Source organism: Streptomyces sp. NPDC059002 (assembly GCF_042740435.1).
Taxonomy (GTDB): domain Bacteria; phylum Actinomycetota; class Actinomycetes; order Streptomycetales; family Streptomycetaceae; genus Streptomyces.
In genome coordinates this window covers 63,151-76,972 of sequence record NZ_JBHYJI010000005.1, presented here as the reverse complement: position 1 = coordinate 76,972, position 13,822 = coordinate 63,151, and the positions used below count along the sequence as shown (strand labels likewise).

Sequence of the window (13,822 nt, the reverse complement as noted above, 5' to 3'; positions counted from 1 at the left end):
CTCCGGAGTGCTCGGGGGCACGCTCCGAACCGCCGCACCCGACCGCCCCGATGGCCTCAGGCCAGCAACGGCTCCACCAGGAGCACCAGACCCAGCGCGCCGAGCGCCGCACCGGTGGCCGCCTCGATGGCGCGGGCCGTACGAGGCCGTCGCAGCCACGTGCCGAGCCGGTCGACCAGCAGCGCCACCACCGGGAACCACAGCAGGGCGAACGCCACGACGATGGACGCGAGCAGCAGCGTCCGCGGCATCGCGGGACTGCCCGCGGGCACGAACTGGGGCAGCACGCTCAGGAACGTGATCGACGCCTTCGGGTTGAGGGCGTTGGTGAGGAAGCCCTCCCGCAGAGCCCCGCCCCGCACCACGGGTGCCTCCGGCGCCGCTTCCCGCGGCCGCGCCGCGGACCGCAGCGCGCGGTAGGCGAGGTACAGCACATAGGCGGCACCGATCAGTTGGAGCGCGCGGAAGAGCGCGGCCACGGCGGCGAGCACCGCCGCGACGCCCGCGACCGCGAGGGCCGTGTGCACCAGGAGCCCGCCCGCGACCCCGACCGCGCTGGCCACACCGGCCCGCCGTGAGGCGAGGGAGTTGCGTACGACGACGGCGAAGTCGGCGCCGGGCATGGCGACCATGCCCGCCGCGAACAGGGTGAAGGCGACCAGTTGTGCGTCCATGGCGCCAAGACTGCCGGGACCGAGCCTTCAACGGGTATGTGCAATATCCTGAGCCTGCCTTAAGCAGACGTTTAAGCTCCGGCTTCCGGGCGCCCCGCCGCCCTTCGCCGTACGCACGTACTCCGCGCCGCAGGGAGCTGCCATGTACGACCCCACGCGGCTCGCCGCACTCGTCGCGGTCTCCGAGGCCGGTTCGATCACCCGGGCCGCCGAGCGCCTCGGCTACACCGTGCCCGCCCTCTCCCAGCAACTCGCCAAGCTGGAGCGGGAGGCCGGGACCGGGCTGCTCGTGCGGCACCATCGCGGGGCGCGGCTGACCGGCGCGGGCGAGCTGCTCGTGGCCAGGGCCCGCCGGGTGCTCGACGAGATGGAACGCGCCCGGCACGAACTGGCGCAGGTCGCGGGCCTGTCCGGCGGCAGGCTGCGCGTCGGCACCTTCCCGACGGGCGGCATCCATCTGCTGCCGCCCGTCCTGACCGCGTTCCGCAGGGCCCACCCGGACGTGGAACTGACGGTCGCGGGCTATGAACCGCCGCTCGGCGTCGCGGCCGTGGCGGCGGGCGAGGTCGACCTGTCCCTCACCCACGCGTACGAACCCGCCGACGCGACGCCGCTGCCCGCCTCCGTGTCGGCCGAGCCGGTCCTTGTCGAGGAGCTGGTCCTGGTGACGCAGCCGGGGCACGCGCTCGCGAGCGGCACGTCACGGCTGCCGCTCGACGCGCTCGCCGGGCAGCCGCTGATCAGCATGGCGCCGGACCATCCGCCGCGGCAGGCCGTGGAGCGCGCCCTCGCGCGGGCCGGTGCGACGCCCTCGGTGGTGGTCGAGACGCCGGGCTACGCACTGGTCTGCGCGCTGGTCAGCGCCGGGCTCGGCATCGCCGTGGTGCCGGAGATGGTGGCACGCACCGCCGCGACCCCGGTCGGGATGCGGCCGCTGGCGCCCGGCGATCTGAGGCGCACCATCTCCGTCGTCCACCGCACCGACGAGTCGGGCGCCGCGGCGGACTCCTTCCGTGCGCTGCTGCGCGGGGCCTATGGACGCTCGGCGGGCTGAACCGGCGGCGCGGGGGTCAGCGGGCCGCGTCGCGGTGTCTGTCCTGCACAGGCGCCGTCCAGGGCAGGGCGATCCAGACCGTCTTGCCGCCCTCCTCGGTGGGGCTGACGGACAGCCGGCCGCCGCACTCGGCGGCCAGCCAGCGGATGATGACCATGCCGCGGCCGTTGTCCTGCTGGACGGCGGCGGGCAGCCGCTTGGGGTAGCGGGGGTGGCTGTCGGTGACGCCGATGCGCAGCTGCTCGTCCCGGTCGAGCTCCAGGTCCACGGTGAAGGTCGGCGACTGGCCGAGGGTGTGCTGCACGGCGTTCGTGGCGAGCTCGGAGACGATCAGCCTGATCGTGTCGGTTACTTCGTCCTCCCCTGGCAGGCCCCATTCCAAGAGCACCCGAGAGACGAATTTCCTGGCCGCGGAAACCGAGGCAGGATCGCTCGGCAGGGTGACGGATGCTTCCTGGTGATCTGCCATGGCGACGCTGTCCCTTTCCCACCGGGACTGGTCTCGCCGACTCGTGGCGGATGACTCGAGGACAACCCCGGACTGGTGCTTCGCGCCAGCCTGCCACTCCTTGGCCGGTCACGGGTGGCGATCCACCGAGATGTGCATATATCTGTCGCTCGAAGCGGTGAACTCTGCCACGACAGACCGTATTTGGGCGAGAGACCGGCACTTCCTCTACTGTCGCCTACTGTCCCCCGCACAGCCGCCGGGACACCGACGGCTCCGTCCGGAAGGAGACGGGCATGCAGTACGGGCCCGCGGTGCGCCGCCGCCAACTCGGTGCAGAATTGCGCACACTGCGCGGCCTTGCCGGACTCACCAGCAGCGAGGCCGCGGCCAAGGTCGGCTGGCACCAGTCGAAGGTCAGCCGGATCGAGACGGGCCGCAGCGGCGTGAAGGCCGCCGACGTGCGGCTCCTGCTCGAGGCGTACGACGTGAAGGACCCTCACCTCATCGAGCGCCTGGCCGCGTTGGGCGGCGCCGACGACGCGGGGTCGGGCCGCCACCACTGGTGGAAGGCCTACCGCGACCTGCTGCCCGCCACCTATCGCGACTTCATCAGCCTTGAATCACAGGCGAGTTGGGTGCGCACCCTGGAAACCAGTGTCGTACCCGGCCTGTTGCAGACACCGGACTACGCGCGCGCGGTGACCAGGGCGGCGCTCGGCGGGCTGCCGGAGGAGCAGGTCGAGGCGTTGGTGGAGGTGCGGCTCGCCCGTCAGGACGTGCTGCGCGCGGATCCGCCGCTGCGGCTGAGCGTGGTCCTCGACGAGGCGGTGCTGAGACGTCCGGTGGGCGGTGATGAGGTCTTCTCGGGGCAGCTCGCGCGGTTAAGGGACACGGCACACCTGCCCCATGTGCGGCTTCAGGTACTGCCGTTCGCAGCCGGAGAGCATGTGGGCCTCATCGGTCCTTTCGTTATTTTCTCATTTCCGAACATTGCTGATCTGGATCTGGTTGTTCTCGACCATTTGACGAGTAGCCTCTACCTCGAGCGGAAAGAAGACCTCCAGGCATACACGGAGGCCTTCACCTCCCTTCAGGGACAGGCGCTATCACCAGAGGACTCAACGGATTTCATCGCCGGGCTAGGCGACGGCGTGTAAGGAGGCACCATGACCGCACTGCCTCGGCACGTACCTTCCAGCGCCACACTGCATGTTGCGCGGTGGCAGCGCAGCAGTCGCAGTAATGGAATGAACAACTGTGTCGAGACGGCCACGCTCGACTCGGGTCCGCTATCCGGCCTGCGCGCCGTGCGTGACTCGAAGGACACGGCAGGGCCCGCCCTGCTCTTCTCCCCCGGCCCCTGGGAGACGTTCGTAGACAGCCTCCGGTGAGCAGACCCCGGCCCCTTGTGGGCCAGGAACATATCTTCACCTGGGTGCGGTGCGGCTGATCACTCGTACGGCATCGGCGATCTGTCCGCCGGTGAGATCCGCACGGGCGGTCAGCCGCAGTCGCGAGATCCCGTCCGGCACGGACGGCGGCCGGAAGCACCCCACGGCGAGGCCCGCCGCCCGGCAGTCGGCGGCCCACTGCACGGCCTCGTCCGGAGACGGCGCCCGCACGGAGACGACGGCGGCGTCGGGACGTACCGCCAACAGCCCTTCAGCCGTGAGGAGTTGATGCAGCTCAGCGGCAACCGCACGGGCCCGCGCGGCACGCTCGGGCTCGGCGCGCAGCAGCCGCAGCGCGGCGAGCGCGGCACCCACCGATGCGGGGGCGAGCCCCGTGTCGAAGATGAAGGTGCGGGCCGCGTTCACCAGATGCTCGATGACCTTGGCCGGGCCGAGCACGGCGCCGCCCTGGCTGCCGAAGGACTTCGAGAGGGTGAGCGTGACCACGGTGTCGGGCGCGCCCGCGAGTCCCGCGGCCTGCGGCGCGCCCCGCCCTCCGGCGCCGAGCACACCGAGCCCATGGGCGTCGTCGACGATCAGCCCGGCCCCGAACTCCCGGCAGGCAGTGGCGAGTTCGGCGAGCGGCGCCGCGTCGCCGTCCACCGAGAACACCGAGTCGCTGACCAGGACGGCGGGCCCGTCGTGCGCGTCGAGGGTCTTGCGCACCGCCGCGGGGTCGGCGTGCGGCACCACCTGCGTCGCGGCGCGCGCGAGGCGGCAGCCGTCGATGAGGGACGCGTGGTTGCCGGCGTCGGAGACGATCAGTGAGCCGTGCGGGGCGAGCGCGGTGACCGCGGCGAGGTTCGCCGCATAGCCGGAGGAGAAGACGAGCGCCGCCTCGAAGCCGCAGAAGTCGGCGAGTTCGCGCTCCAGCTCGGCGTGCAGCTCCGTCGTGCCCGTCACGAGGCGCGAGCCGGTCGCGCCGCCGCCCCAGCGCCGGGCGGCGGCGGCCGCGCCCTCGGCGATCGCCGGGTGCCGGGTCAGGCCCAGATAGTCGTTGCTCGCCAGATCGAGGAGGCCGCCCGCGTCGGCGGCGCGGGGGCGCAGCGTCCGGACGAGCCCGGCCTCGGACCGCAGCCTCGCCTGCTCGTCGATCCAGTCGAACGGCGCGCTCGCCGATGCCGCCACTCGGGGCCTGTTTGTAGACATTGCACAGACCCTAGTCGCCAGGCCACCGGGCCAGGGTGTGGCAATACCCACACCTCAAACCGTTTCTGTTGTGCGAACTCTCCTTGGCCAGGGGGGTCGCCGTACGTAAGGATCAGCGCCATGGATCTGCTGAACACGCTGGTGGACAAGGGGCTTCGGCGCGAGCTGCCGAGCCGTGAAGAGGCGCTGGCCGTGCTGGCCACCTCCGACGACGATCTCCTGGACGTAGTGGCCGCCGCCGGGAAGGTGCGGCGGCACTGGTTCGGGCGACGGGTGAAACTCAACTATCTGGTCAACCTCAAGTCGGGCCTGTGCCCCGAGGACTGTTCGTACTGTTCGCAGCGGCTCGGCTCCAAGGCCGAGATCCTCAAGTACACCTGGCTGAAGCCCGACGAGGCGTCGAAGGCGGCGGCCGCCGGGGTCGCGGGCGGCGCCAAGCGGGTCTGTCTGGTGGCCAGCGGCCGCGGGCCCACGGACCGCGACGTCGACCGGGTCGCGCAGACCATCGCGGCGGTCAAGGAGCAGAACGAGGGCGTCGAGGTGTGCGCCTGTCTCGGCCTGCTCTCCGACGGTCAGGCCGAGCGCCTGCGCGGCGCGGGCGCCGACGCGTACAACCACAACCTCAATACGTCCGAGGCGACGTACGGCGACATCACCAAGACGCACACGTACGCCGACCGTGTCGACACCGTGCAGAAGGCGCACGCGGCGGGCCTCTCCGCCTGCTCGGGGCTCATCGCGGGGATGGGCGAGAGCGACGCGGACCTGGTCGACGTGGTGTACGCACTGCGCGAACTCGACGCGGACTCGGTGCCGGTGAACTTCCTGATCCCCTTCGAGGGCACGCCGCTGGCCAAGGAGTGGAACCTCACGCCGCAGCGCTGTCTGCGCATCCTCGCGATGACCCGCTTCGTCTGCCCGGACATCGAGGTGCGCATCGCGGGCGGCCGCGAGGTCCATCTGCGCTCGATGCAGCCGCTCGCCCTGAACCTGGCGAACTCGATCTTCCTGGGCGACTACCTGACCAGTGAGGGCCAGGCGGGCCAGGCGGACCTGGACATGATCGCGGACGCCGGTTTCGAGGTCGAGGGCACGGACCAGGTGACGCTCCCGCGGCATCGCGTCGACGCGGCCGCCGCGGCCGCCGCCGCGGCGGGCTGCGGCTCGCACGACAAGGGCGGGTGCGGTACGCACGACGCGGGTGGCTGCGGTCCCTGCGGGAGCTCCGAACCGGTGGCACAGGCGGAGACCACGCCCGAGCCCGTGGCCGAGGCGAACGAGGCGCGCACGGACCTGGTGGCGGTGCGCCGCAGGGGCGCGGGAACGGACCTGGCGCCCAATGCCTGAGCTGTCCACGCCGGATCTGCTCGCGCTCGACCGCAAGCACGTCTGGCACCCCTACGGACCGATGCCGGGGCGCCAGGAACCCCTGGTCGTCGAGTCCGCCAGCGGCGTCAGGATGCGTCTGGCGGGCAGCGGGACCGAGCTGATCGACGGCATGTCGTCCTGGTGGTCGGCGATCCACGGCTACAACCACCCCGTCCTCAACGACGCGGTGCGCGGCCAGCTGGACCGCATGAGCCATGTGATGTTCGGCGGGCTCACGCACGAGCCCGCCGTCTCGCTCGCCAAACGCCTCGTCGACATCACGCCCGACGGCCTCGAACACGTCTTCCTCTCCGACTCGGGTTCGGTCGCGGTCGAGGTCGCGGTCAAGATGTGTCTGCAGCACTGGCGCTCGCTCGGCCGCCCCGAGAAGCGCCGGATGCTGACCTGGCGCGGCGGCTACCACGGGGACACCTGGCAGCCGATGGCCGTGTGCGACCCCGAGGGGGGCATGCACGAGCTGTGGCAGGGGGTGCTTCCGCAGCAGGTGTTCGCGGACGCGCCGCCGTCCGGTTTCGACGCGTACGACGAGTCGTACGCCGATCACCTGCATGAGCTGATCGGGGCGCACGCCCACGAACTGGCCGCCGTGATCGTGGAGCCCGTGGTGCAGGGCGCGGGCGGGATGCGGTTCCACTCACCCCGCTATCTCCGCGCCCTGCGGGAGGCGTGCGACGCCCATGACGTCCTGCTGGTCCTCGACGAGATCGCGACGGGCTTCGGCCGCACGGGCGCGCTGTTCGCGGCCGACCACGCGGCGGTCACACCCGATGTGATGTGCGTCGGCAAGGCGCTGACCGGCGGCTATCTGTCGATGGCGGCGACGCTCTGCACGGCCCGCGTCGCGGACGGCATCTCCCGGGGCGAGGTGCCTGTCCTGGCCCACGGGCCGACGTTCATGGGCAATCCGCTGGCCGCGGCGGTGGCCGGGGCCTCGATCGACCTGCTGCTCGGGCAGGACTGGCAGACCGAGGTCAAGCGCATCGAGTCGGGTCTGCGCGAGGGGCTCGCCGAGGCGGCCGCGCTGCCTTCGGTGCGGGAGGTCCGGGTCCTCGGGGCGATCGGCGTCGTGCAGCTCGACCACCCGGTGGACATGGCGGCGGCGACGCGCGCCGCGGTGCGCGAGGGCGTGTGGGTGCGGCCGTTCCGCGACCTGATCTACACGATGCCGCCGTTCATCACGGGCGACGACGACGTGGCCGGGATCGCGCGCGCGGTGTGCGCGGCGGCGAAGGAGGGCTGACATGCCGGTGATCGTGGTGTCCGGTACGGGCACGGAGATCGGCAAGACGGTGACGACGGCCGCGGTGGCCGCCGTGGCCCGCGCGGCCGGGCGCAGCGTCGCCGTGCTCAAACCGGCGCAGACCGGGGTCGGGCCCGGCGATCCCGGCGACGCCCAGGAGGTGGCGCGGCTCGCGGGCGACGGGATCACCACCCGTGAACTCGCCCGCTATCCCGAGCCGTTGGCGCCTGACGTCGCGGCGCGCCGGGCCGGTCTCGCGCAGGTGCACGCGCACGAGGTGGCCGACGCGGCGGCGAAGCTGGCGACCGAGCACGATCTCGTCCTGGTCGAGGGCGCGGGCGGGCTGCTCGTGCGCCTCGACGACGAGGGCGGCACGCTCGCGGACGCCGCACGGCTGCTGGACGCGCCGGTCCTGATGGTCGTGTCGGCGGGCCTCGGCACGCTCAATGCGACGGCGCTGACGGCGGAGGCGCTGCGGGCGCGCGGGGTACGCCCGTTGGGCCCGCTGGTCGGCAGCTGGCCCGCCGTCCCCGACCTGGCGTCCCGCTGCAACCTCGCGGACCTGCCGAAGGACGCGGGCGCCCCGCTCCTCGGCGCGGTGCCGGAGGGGGCCGGGTCGCTCGAAGGCGCGGACTTCCGTGCGGCGGCCGGGAGTTGGCTGGGTCCCGAGCTCGGCGGCACGTGGGACGCGGCGGCCTTCGCGGAGCGGGAGGCTCCGGCGGCGCGGGCGCGCTGAGGCCCCGGGCACGCTGACGTCACGGACCGTGCGGACGCGGGGCGGGCGGGACCTCCCGGTCGGCCCGCCCCGCCGTGCCTCGCGGGCGACTGCCTGCGGCACGCAGGACCACCGGGCGACTGCCTGCCGCACGCAGGACCACCGGGTGACGGCCTGCCGCACGCAGGCCCCCGAGCGACTGCCTGCCCCGAGCAGGAAGGGAATGCCCGCGATCGGGGCACCATTGCGGTATCCGCCCGCTCCGTCGAGGAGGGTCCATGTCGCCTCGCTCCCCCGGGCCCGTGCCCCGGGATGCCGTGCACCACCCCGTCTTCGCCCGCTTCTACGCCCGTCAGAGCGTGGCCGCCGAACCCGTGATCGGCACGCATCGCCGGGAGCTGCTCACCGGCCTCTCGGGCCGGGTCATCGAGATCGGCGCGGGCAACGGCCTCAACTTCGCGTACTACCCGGGTGCGGTCTCCGAGGTCGTGGCGATCGAACCGGAGCGCCTGCTGCGCAAGCTCGCCCGGTCCGCGGCGCTGCGGGCCGAGGTGCCCGTCGATGTCGTGCCGGGCGCCGCCGAGGCGCTGCCCGTCAAGAGCGAGGCGTTCGACGCCGCGGTCGTCTCACTCGTGCTGTGCAGCGTGCGCGACGTGCGCAGGGCGCTCGGCGAGATCCACCGGGTGCTGCGGCCCGGCGGCGAACTGCGGTTCTTCGAGCACGGCCGGGCACCTGGCAGGCTGATGGCCACCACTCAGCGCGCCCTCGATCGCACGGTGTGGCCGCCGCTGTTCGGCGGCTGCCACGTGTCGCGGGACACCCTGGCGGAGCTGCGCGCCGCGGGCTTCGAACTGGGCGCGCACCGGCGGTTCCTGGTGCCCGCGAAGGGGCCGCGCCTGCCGACGTCGTACTGCGTGCTCGGCACGGCGCACCGCCCCGACGCCCCGTGACACGCGGCCCGGCCGCGGACCGGCGCGGTCGCTCACCGAACCCGGCGGCATCCCTGTCTATCCTCGCCGCATGATCAATGGTGCGCACGTGATCGTGTACAGCAGGGACGCCGAGGCCGACCGGGTGTTCTTCGCCGACGTACTGAGGTATCCGCATGTCGACGCGGGCCACGGCTGGCTGATCTTCAAGCTCCCGCCGGCCGAGGCGGCCGTGCATCCCACCGAGGGTCCCGAATCGCACGAGCTCTATCTGATGTGCGACGACGTCGAGGGGACGGTGGCCGAACTGACCGACCGGGGCGTGGAGTTCACCCAGCCGGTCACCGACGCGGGCTGGGGTCTGCTGACCCGCTTCCGGCTGCCGGGCGGCGGCGAGATCGGCCTGTACGAGCCCCGGCACGAGCGGGCCACCGACCTCTGAGACCGGGCCGGGCGGGCCGCCGGGCCCGCGATGCGCGGGCCCGGACGCTCACAGGCTCCACAGCCGCAGCTGGTCCGCTATGGCGTGCACGCTCACGCCGTCCTCCTTCACCAAACGTGCCAGGTCGCGCACCTGCTCGGGCGAGGTGACGACCTTCAGTCCGCTGGAGACGAGATAGGCGTACGCGACGGAGGAGGCGAAGAGCGCGTTCGAGCGTTCGAGTGCGGGGATGTGGAGCAGCACCTGCAGGAGGGCCGCGGCGCGGTCGTGCGGGGTTTCGTAGACGGGCATGCCGAATATTTCCGCCTCGTGGCGGCTGATGGCGGCCACGAGGGCGCCCCAGTCGGTGACTTGAGGGTCTCCGGGCGTCTTGTGTTCGGCGATCATCAAGAGCCAGGCAAGATCGATTCTGAGGTTCAAGGGCTCAGCGACGACCTTCACGCACCGGGCGGCTGCCCTCGCGGTCGGGGCCGAACTCGTCGGCGAAGACGGTTTCGTACTGCTTCATGAAGTCGGCCGCGGCCTCGACGAAGGTGTGTCCCACTTCGCCCGCGTCCTGTTTGACCAGTTCCTCGATGTAGCGGTTCACGCTCATGCCCCGGGCCAGGGCGCGCTCCCGCGCGGCCCGGGCGGTGTCCTCGTCCACCCGTACGTTCAGCTGAGTCTTCGCCATGCCTTCAAGCTAGCGCCGGGGCGCTAGCACCGGCAAGAGCGCCAGGACCCCGTCCTGCCGGACGCCAGGAGCTTGCCCCCTACATACGTTTCGGGGCCCGACCTCGGAGGGATACCGGACACCCTGTCCGCCCCACTACTCTCGGCGGAACTACGGGAGTTGGAACGGCCACAACCCAGGAGGCGGCCTTGTCCACACCTGCTTCGGCACCGTTCACCGGGCACTCGGGGCCCGCCGGGATCGCCGCCCGCGCCCGCGGCCTGACCAAGGCCTACGGCTCGGGCGAGACGACCGTGCTCGCCCTCGACTCGGTCGACGTGGACATCGCCCGCGAGCGGTTCACCGCCGTCATGGGCCCTTCGGGCTCGGGAAAGTCCACGCTGATGCACTGCCTGGCCGGGCTCGACAATGTGTCGGCGGGCCAGGTGTGGCTCGGCGACACGGAGATCACGGGCCTCAAGGAGCGCGAGCTGACCCGGCTGCGGCGGGACCGCATCGGCTTCATGTTCCAGTCCTTCAACCTCATCCCCACGCTCAACGCCCTGGAGAACATGACGCTCCCGATGGACATCGCGGGACAGCGCCCCGACCGCGAGTGGCTGGAGCACGTCATCGACACGCTCGGCCTGCGGGACCGCCTCAAGCACCGCCCCTCCCAGCTCTCCGGCGGCCAGCAGCAGCGCGTGGCGTGCGCCCGTGCGCTCGCCTCCAAACCCGAGCTGATCTTCGCCGACGAACCGACGGGCAACCTCGACTCGCGCGCCGGGCTCGAAGTCCTCGGCTTCCTGCGCGAGGCGGTCGACCAACTCGGCCAGAGCGTCGTGATGGTGACCCACGACCCCGGCGCGGCCGCCCACTCCGACCTGGTCCTCTTCCTCGGCGACGGACGGCTCGTGGACGACATGGCGCAGCCGACGGCGGACGCGGTCCTGGAACGCATGAAGCGCTACGACGTGCTGCACGCGATGACGCCGGGGCCGCACGGGTCCTCCGACGGCCCCACCGAGCAGGGCTGAGGCGGGGCGCCGTGCTGAAGGCGACACTCAGGAGCTTCCTCGCGCACAAGGGCCGGCTGCTGCTCTCCGCCCTCGCCGTCATCCTCTCGGTCGCGTTCGTCGCGGGCAGTCTGATCTTCTCGGACACGGTGACGCGCACCTTCGACCGGCTCTTCGCCTCGACGTCCGCCGATGTGACGGTCGCCCCCAAGGACGACCTCGACGAGGCGGTGCCCTCCGGGCAGACGCCGACGGTGCCCGCGGACCTGCGGCAGCGCGTGGCGAAGGTCGACGGGGTCTCCGCCGCGCACATCGACGTGTCGGTCGACAACATCACCGTCGTCGACCGCGACAACGAATCGGTCGGGCCGACCACCGGTGCGCCCACGATCGCCACCAACTGGTACCCCACCGACCGCAGTCCCGTGGAGCTGACCTCGGGCCATGCCCCGCGCGGCGGCGGTCAGGCGATGATCGACGCGGACACGGCCGACAAGAAGGACGTGGAGATCGGCGACACCCTCACCGTTCTCGCGCGCCCCGGCTCGTTCAAGGTGAAGATCGTCGGGATCGCCACCTTCACCACCACCAACCCCGGCGCCGCCCTCGTCTTCCTGGACACCGCGGCCGCCCAGCGCGAGCTGCTCGGCTCGAAGGACGCGGCGACGAGCATCTCCGTGAGCGCGGCCGACGGCGTGCCCGACACGACGCTCAAGCGCCGCATCGCCGCCGATCTCGGCTCCGGCTACGACCTGAAGACCGCCGACGAGCAGGCCGAGTCCGCGGCGTCCGAGTTCGGCGGCTTCCTGGACGTCATCAAGTACGTGATGCTCGGCTTCGCCGGTGTCGCCGTCCTCGTGGGCATCTTCCTGATCGTCAACACCTTCTCGATGCTGATCGCCCAGCGCACCCGCGAGCTGGGCCTGCTGCGCGCGCTCGGCGCCGACCGGCGGCAGGTGCGCCGCTCCGTGCTCATCGAGGCGCTGCTGCTCGGCCTCGTCGGCTCGACGCTCGGCCTCGCCGTCGGCATCGGCCTCGCCCTCGGGCTCATTCAGCTGATGGGCCTGCTCGGGATGAACCTCAAGTCCACGGAGATGGTGATCGGCTGGGTGACGCCGGTCGCCTCGTACGTCGTCGGGGTCGGTGTCACGTTCGTCGCCGCGTACCTCCCGGCGCGCCGGGCCGCGCACGTCTCGCCGATGGCCGCGCTCGCGGACGCCGAGATCGCCGGTGTGGGGCGGCCGTTGAAGGTACGCGCCGTGGCGGGCGCCCTCGTCGCCGCGGCCGGGGCCGCCGCCCTGGTGGGCTGCGCGACCGCGGAGAAGACCTCGTCGGCCGCTTCGCTGCTCGGCCTCGGCATCGTCCTGACCCTGATCGCCACCGTCATCGCGGGGCCGCTCCTGGTGCGCCCGGTCATCCGCGTGCTCGGCGGCGCGTTCCCCGCGGTCTTCGGATCGATCGGCCGGATGAGCCAGCGCAACGCGCTGCGCAACCCGCGTCGCACGGGCGCCACGGCCGCCGCCCTGATGGTGGGCCTCGCGCTCGTGGGCGGCCTCTCCGTGGCGAGCGCGTCGATGACCAAGTCGTTCGACCGGCAGATCGACAAGACGCTCGGCGCCGACTTCATCGTGCAGAACAGCAACTTCCTGCCGTTCCCGCAGGAGATCACGGAGAAGGTCAGGGACACCGAGGGCGCGGGCCTCGTCGTACGCCAGCGCTTCACGCCCATGAAACTGGCGCTGCCCGACGGCAAGAAGGTCGAGACGACCGCGTCCGGCTACGATCCGCGCCTCGACGACGTCGCCAACATCCCGTACGCACAAGGGAGTTCCCGTGCGGCGCTGGCGGCGGGCCACATCGGCATGGACGTCGACTTCGCCGAGAAGCACAAGGTGCGCATGGGCGACACGCTGTCCATCACCTTCCCCGGCGAGCAGACGGCGAAGCTGACGGTGGGCGCGCTCACCGACCAGGACACGGCCGAGGGCTTCGGCATCGAGGGCGGCATCTTCGTCGGGTTCGGCACGGTCGAGAAGTACGTGCCGGGCGGGCAGGACTCCGCGCTGTACGTCAACGCGGCCTCGGGCACGGACGCGGACACCCTGCGCGAGCGGCTGGAGAAGACCCTCGATCCGTATCCGCAGGTCCAGGTGCGCGACCAGGCCGACTACAAGGACCTGATCCGCCAGCAGATCGCCGTGATGCTCTACCTCGTCTACGCCCTGCTCGGCCTGGCGATCGTCATCGCGGTGCTCGGCGTGGTCAACACCCTTGCCCTGTCCGTCGTCGAGCGCACCCGGGAGATCGGGCTGCTGCGCGCCATCGGCCTCGGGCGGCGTCAGCTGCGGCGGATGATCCGCCTGGAGTCGGTGGTCATCGCGGTGTTCGGCGCGCTGCTCGGGCTCGCGCTCGGTCTGGTCTGGGGGGTCGCCGTGCAACAGGTCCTTGCGTTGCAGGGCATGAAGGAACTCGCGATCCCCTGGTCCACCATCGTCGCGGTGGTGATCGGCTCGGTGGTCGTGGGGCTCGCCGCGGCGCTGCTCCCGGCGCTGCGCGCGTCCCGCATGAACGTCCTGGCGGCCATCGCGCACGAGTGACGATCCGCACCACGCGTCGGCCCCGCCTTCGGGACCGGCCCCACCTTCGGCACACGAGGAGAG

Annotated in this window: 15 protein-coding genes; 10 read left to right on the top strand and 5 right to left on the bottom strand. The window is 72.0% G+C overall.

Annotation, left to right across the window (positions count from 1 at the left end; translation table 11 throughout):
- Positions 1-56: 56 nt before the first annotated feature.
- Positions 57-674, bottom strand: a complete 618-nt coding sequence (locus ACFWZ2_RS06995; protein ID WP_384542983.1) for a LysE family translocator — start codon at positions 672-674, stop codon at positions 57-59.
- Between the two features lie 142 nt (positions 675-816).
- Here ACFWZ2_RS06995 and ACFWZ2_RS06990 point away from each other — a divergent pair, with 142 nt between their 5' ends.
- The gene (locus ACFWZ2_RS06990; RefSeq protein WP_384542981.1) at positions 817-1,728 is read left to right on the top strand and encodes a LysR family transcriptional regulator; all 912 of its coding nucleotides are present in this window, start codon (positions 817-819) and stop codon (positions 1,726-1,728) included.
- Between the two features lie 16 nt (positions 1,729-1,744).
- On the opposite strand, the gene ACFWZ2_RS06985 is transcribed toward ACFWZ2_RS06990, so the two are convergent.
- Complete coding sequence (locus ACFWZ2_RS06985) at positions 1,745-2,197, bottom strand: ATP-binding protein (protein ID WP_384542979.1); 453 nt, start codon at positions 2,195-2,197, stop codon at positions 1,745-1,747.
- Positions 2,198-2,472: 275 nt separating this feature from the next.
- Here ACFWZ2_RS06985 and ACFWZ2_RS06980 point away from each other — a divergent pair, with 275 nt between their 5' ends.
- Positions 2,473-3,336 carry a helix-turn-helix domain-containing protein gene (locus ACFWZ2_RS06980; protein WP_384542977.1) on the top strand — a complete coding sequence of 288 codons (864 nt, stop codon included), beginning with the start codon at positions 2,473-2,475 and terminating at the stop codon, positions 3,334-3,336.
- Between the two features lie 9 nt (positions 3,337-3,345).
- Positions 3,346-3,570 carry a DUF397 domain-containing protein gene (locus tag ACFWZ2_RS06975; RefSeq protein ID WP_384542974.1) on the top strand — a complete coding sequence of 75 codons (225 nt, stop codon included), beginning with the start codon at positions 3,346-3,348 and terminating at the stop codon, positions 3,568-3,570.
- A 36-nt stretch (positions 3,571-3,606) separates the two neighbouring features.
- Here ACFWZ2_RS06975 and ACFWZ2_RS06970 read toward each other — a convergent pair whose 3' ends face one another.
- Positions 3,607-4,779 carry an 8-amino-7-oxononanoate synthase gene (locus tag ACFWZ2_RS06970; RefSeq protein ID WP_384542972.1) on the bottom strand — a complete coding sequence of 391 codons (1,173 nt, stop codon included), beginning with the start codon at positions 4,777-4,779 and terminating at the stop codon, positions 3,607-3,609.
- Positions 4,780-4,899: 120 nt separating this feature from the next.
- On the opposite strand from ACFWZ2_RS06970, the gene bioB reads away from it, so the two are divergent.
- The 5 genes from bioB to ACFWZ2_RS06945 all read left to right on the top strand — a co-directional run bounded on the left by bioB (position 4,900) and on the right by ACFWZ2_RS06945 (position 9,494).
- On the top strand, positions 4,900-6,126 hold the full coding sequence (bioB, locus tag ACFWZ2_RS06965; protein ID WP_384542969.1) for a biotin synthase BioB: 1,227 nt from the start codon (positions 4,900-4,902) through the stop codon (positions 6,124-6,126).
- A complete protein-coding gene (locus ACFWZ2_RS06960) occupies positions 6,119-7,408 on the top strand; it encodes an adenosylmethionine--8-amino-7-oxononanoate transaminase (protein WP_384542966.1) in 1,290 nt (429 codons plus the stop codon). The genes bioB and ACFWZ2_RS06960 overlap by 8 nt, the downstream gene beginning before the upstream one ends.
- A gap of 1 nt (position 7,409) precedes the next feature.
- The gene (bioD, locus tag ACFWZ2_RS06955) at positions 7,410-8,144 is read left to right on the top strand and encodes a dethiobiotin synthase (protein ID WP_384542963.1); all 735 of its coding nucleotides are present in this window, start codon (positions 7,410-7,412) and stop codon (positions 8,142-8,144) included.
- A 257-nt stretch (positions 8,145-8,401) separates the two neighbouring features.
- Positions 8,402-9,073, top strand: coding sequence for a class I SAM-dependent methyltransferase (locus ACFWZ2_RS06950; protein WP_384542961.1), 672 nt, complete (start codon positions 8,402-8,404; stop codon positions 9,071-9,073).
- A 70-nt stretch (positions 9,074-9,143) separates the two neighbouring features.
- A complete protein-coding gene (locus ACFWZ2_RS06945; RefSeq protein ID WP_384542958.1) occupies positions 9,144-9,494 on the top strand; it encodes a VOC family protein in 351 nt (116 codons plus the stop codon).
- 48 nt (positions 9,495-9,542) lie between these two features.
- On the opposite strand, the gene ACFWZ2_RS06940 is transcribed toward ACFWZ2_RS06945, so the two are convergent.
- Together ACFWZ2_RS06940 and ACFWZ2_RS06935 are read right to left on the bottom strand one after the other, a co-directional pair.
- Positions 9,543-9,914, bottom strand: a complete 372-nt coding sequence (locus ACFWZ2_RS06940; RefSeq protein WP_384542955.1) for a fic family toxin-antitoxin system, toxin component — start codon at positions 9,912-9,914, stop codon at positions 9,543-9,545.
- A gap of 4 nt (positions 9,915-9,918) precedes the next feature.
- Complete coding sequence (locus ACFWZ2_RS06935) at positions 9,919-10,167, bottom strand: toxin-antitoxin system HicB family antitoxin (RefSeq protein WP_384542953.1); 249 nt, start codon at positions 10,165-10,167, stop codon at positions 9,919-9,921.
- Between the two features lie 188 nt (positions 10,168-10,355).
- Here ACFWZ2_RS06935 and ACFWZ2_RS06930 point away from each other — a divergent pair, with 188 nt between their 5' ends.
- Both ACFWZ2_RS06930 and ACFWZ2_RS06925 read left to right on the top strand, forming a co-directional pair.
- Complete coding sequence (locus tag ACFWZ2_RS06930) at positions 10,356-11,183, top strand: ABC transporter ATP-binding protein (RefSeq protein ID WP_384542950.1); 828 nt, start codon at positions 10,356-10,358, stop codon at positions 11,181-11,183.
- Between the two features lie 11 nt (positions 11,184-11,194).
- Entirely contained in the window at positions 11,195-13,759 is a 2,565-nt protein-coding gene (locus tag ACFWZ2_RS06925) for an ABC transporter permease (protein ID WP_384542947.1), read from the top strand.
- The last annotated feature ends 63 nt before the right edge of the window (positions 13,760-13,822 follow it).

What these genes read in the sequence shown, in the direction of transcription:
- ACFWZ2_RS06975 (WP_384542974.1), top strand. Translation starts at nt 3,346, where the DNA reads ATGACCGCACTGCCTCGGCACGTACCTTCCAGCGCCACACTGCATGTT.
- ACFWZ2_RS06945 (WP_384542958.1), top strand. Translation starts at nt 9,144, where the DNA reads ATGATCAATGGTGCGCACGTGATCGTGTACAGCAGGGACGCCGAGGCC.
- ACFWZ2_RS06970 (WP_384542972.1), bottom strand. Translation starts at nt 4,779, where the DNA reads ATGTCTACAAACAGGCCCCGAGTGGCGGCATCGGCGAGCGCGCCGTTC.
- ACFWZ2_RS06980 (WP_384542977.1), top strand. Translation starts at nt 2,473, where the DNA reads ATGCAGTACGGGCCCGCGGTGCGCCGCCGCCAACTCGGTGCAGAATTG.
- bioD (WP_384542963.1), top strand. Translation starts at nt 7,410, where the DNA reads ATGCCGGTGATCGTGGTGTCCGGTACGGGCACGGAGATCGGCAAGACG.
- ACFWZ2_RS06935 (WP_384542953.1), bottom strand. Translation starts at nt 10,167, where the DNA reads ATGGCGAAGACTCAGCTGAACGTACGGGTGGACGAGGACACCGCCCGG.
- bioB (WP_384542969.1), top strand. Translation starts at nt 4,900, where the DNA reads ATGGATCTGCTGAACACGCTGGTGGACAAGGGGCTTCGGCGCGAGCTG.
- ACFWZ2_RS06985 (WP_384542979.1), bottom strand. Translation starts at nt 2,197, where the DNA reads ATGGCAGATCACCAGGAAGCATCCGTCACCCTGCCGAGCGATCCTGCC.
- ACFWZ2_RS06990 (WP_384542981.1), top strand. Translation starts at nt 817, where the DNA reads ATGTACGACCCCACGCGGCTCGCCGCACTCGTCGCGGTCTCCGAGGCC.
- ACFWZ2_RS06960 (WP_384542966.1), top strand. Translation starts at nt 6,119, where the DNA reads ATGCCTGAGCTGTCCACGCCGGATCTGCTCGCGCTCGACCGCAAGCAC.
- ACFWZ2_RS06950 (WP_384542961.1), top strand. Translation starts at nt 8,402, where the DNA reads ATGTCGCCTCGCTCCCCCGGGCCCGTGCCCCGGGATGCCGTGCACCAC.
- ACFWZ2_RS06995 (WP_384542983.1), bottom strand. Translation starts at nt 674, where the DNA reads ATGGACGCACAACTGGTCGCCTTCACCCTGTTCGCGGCGGGCATGGTC.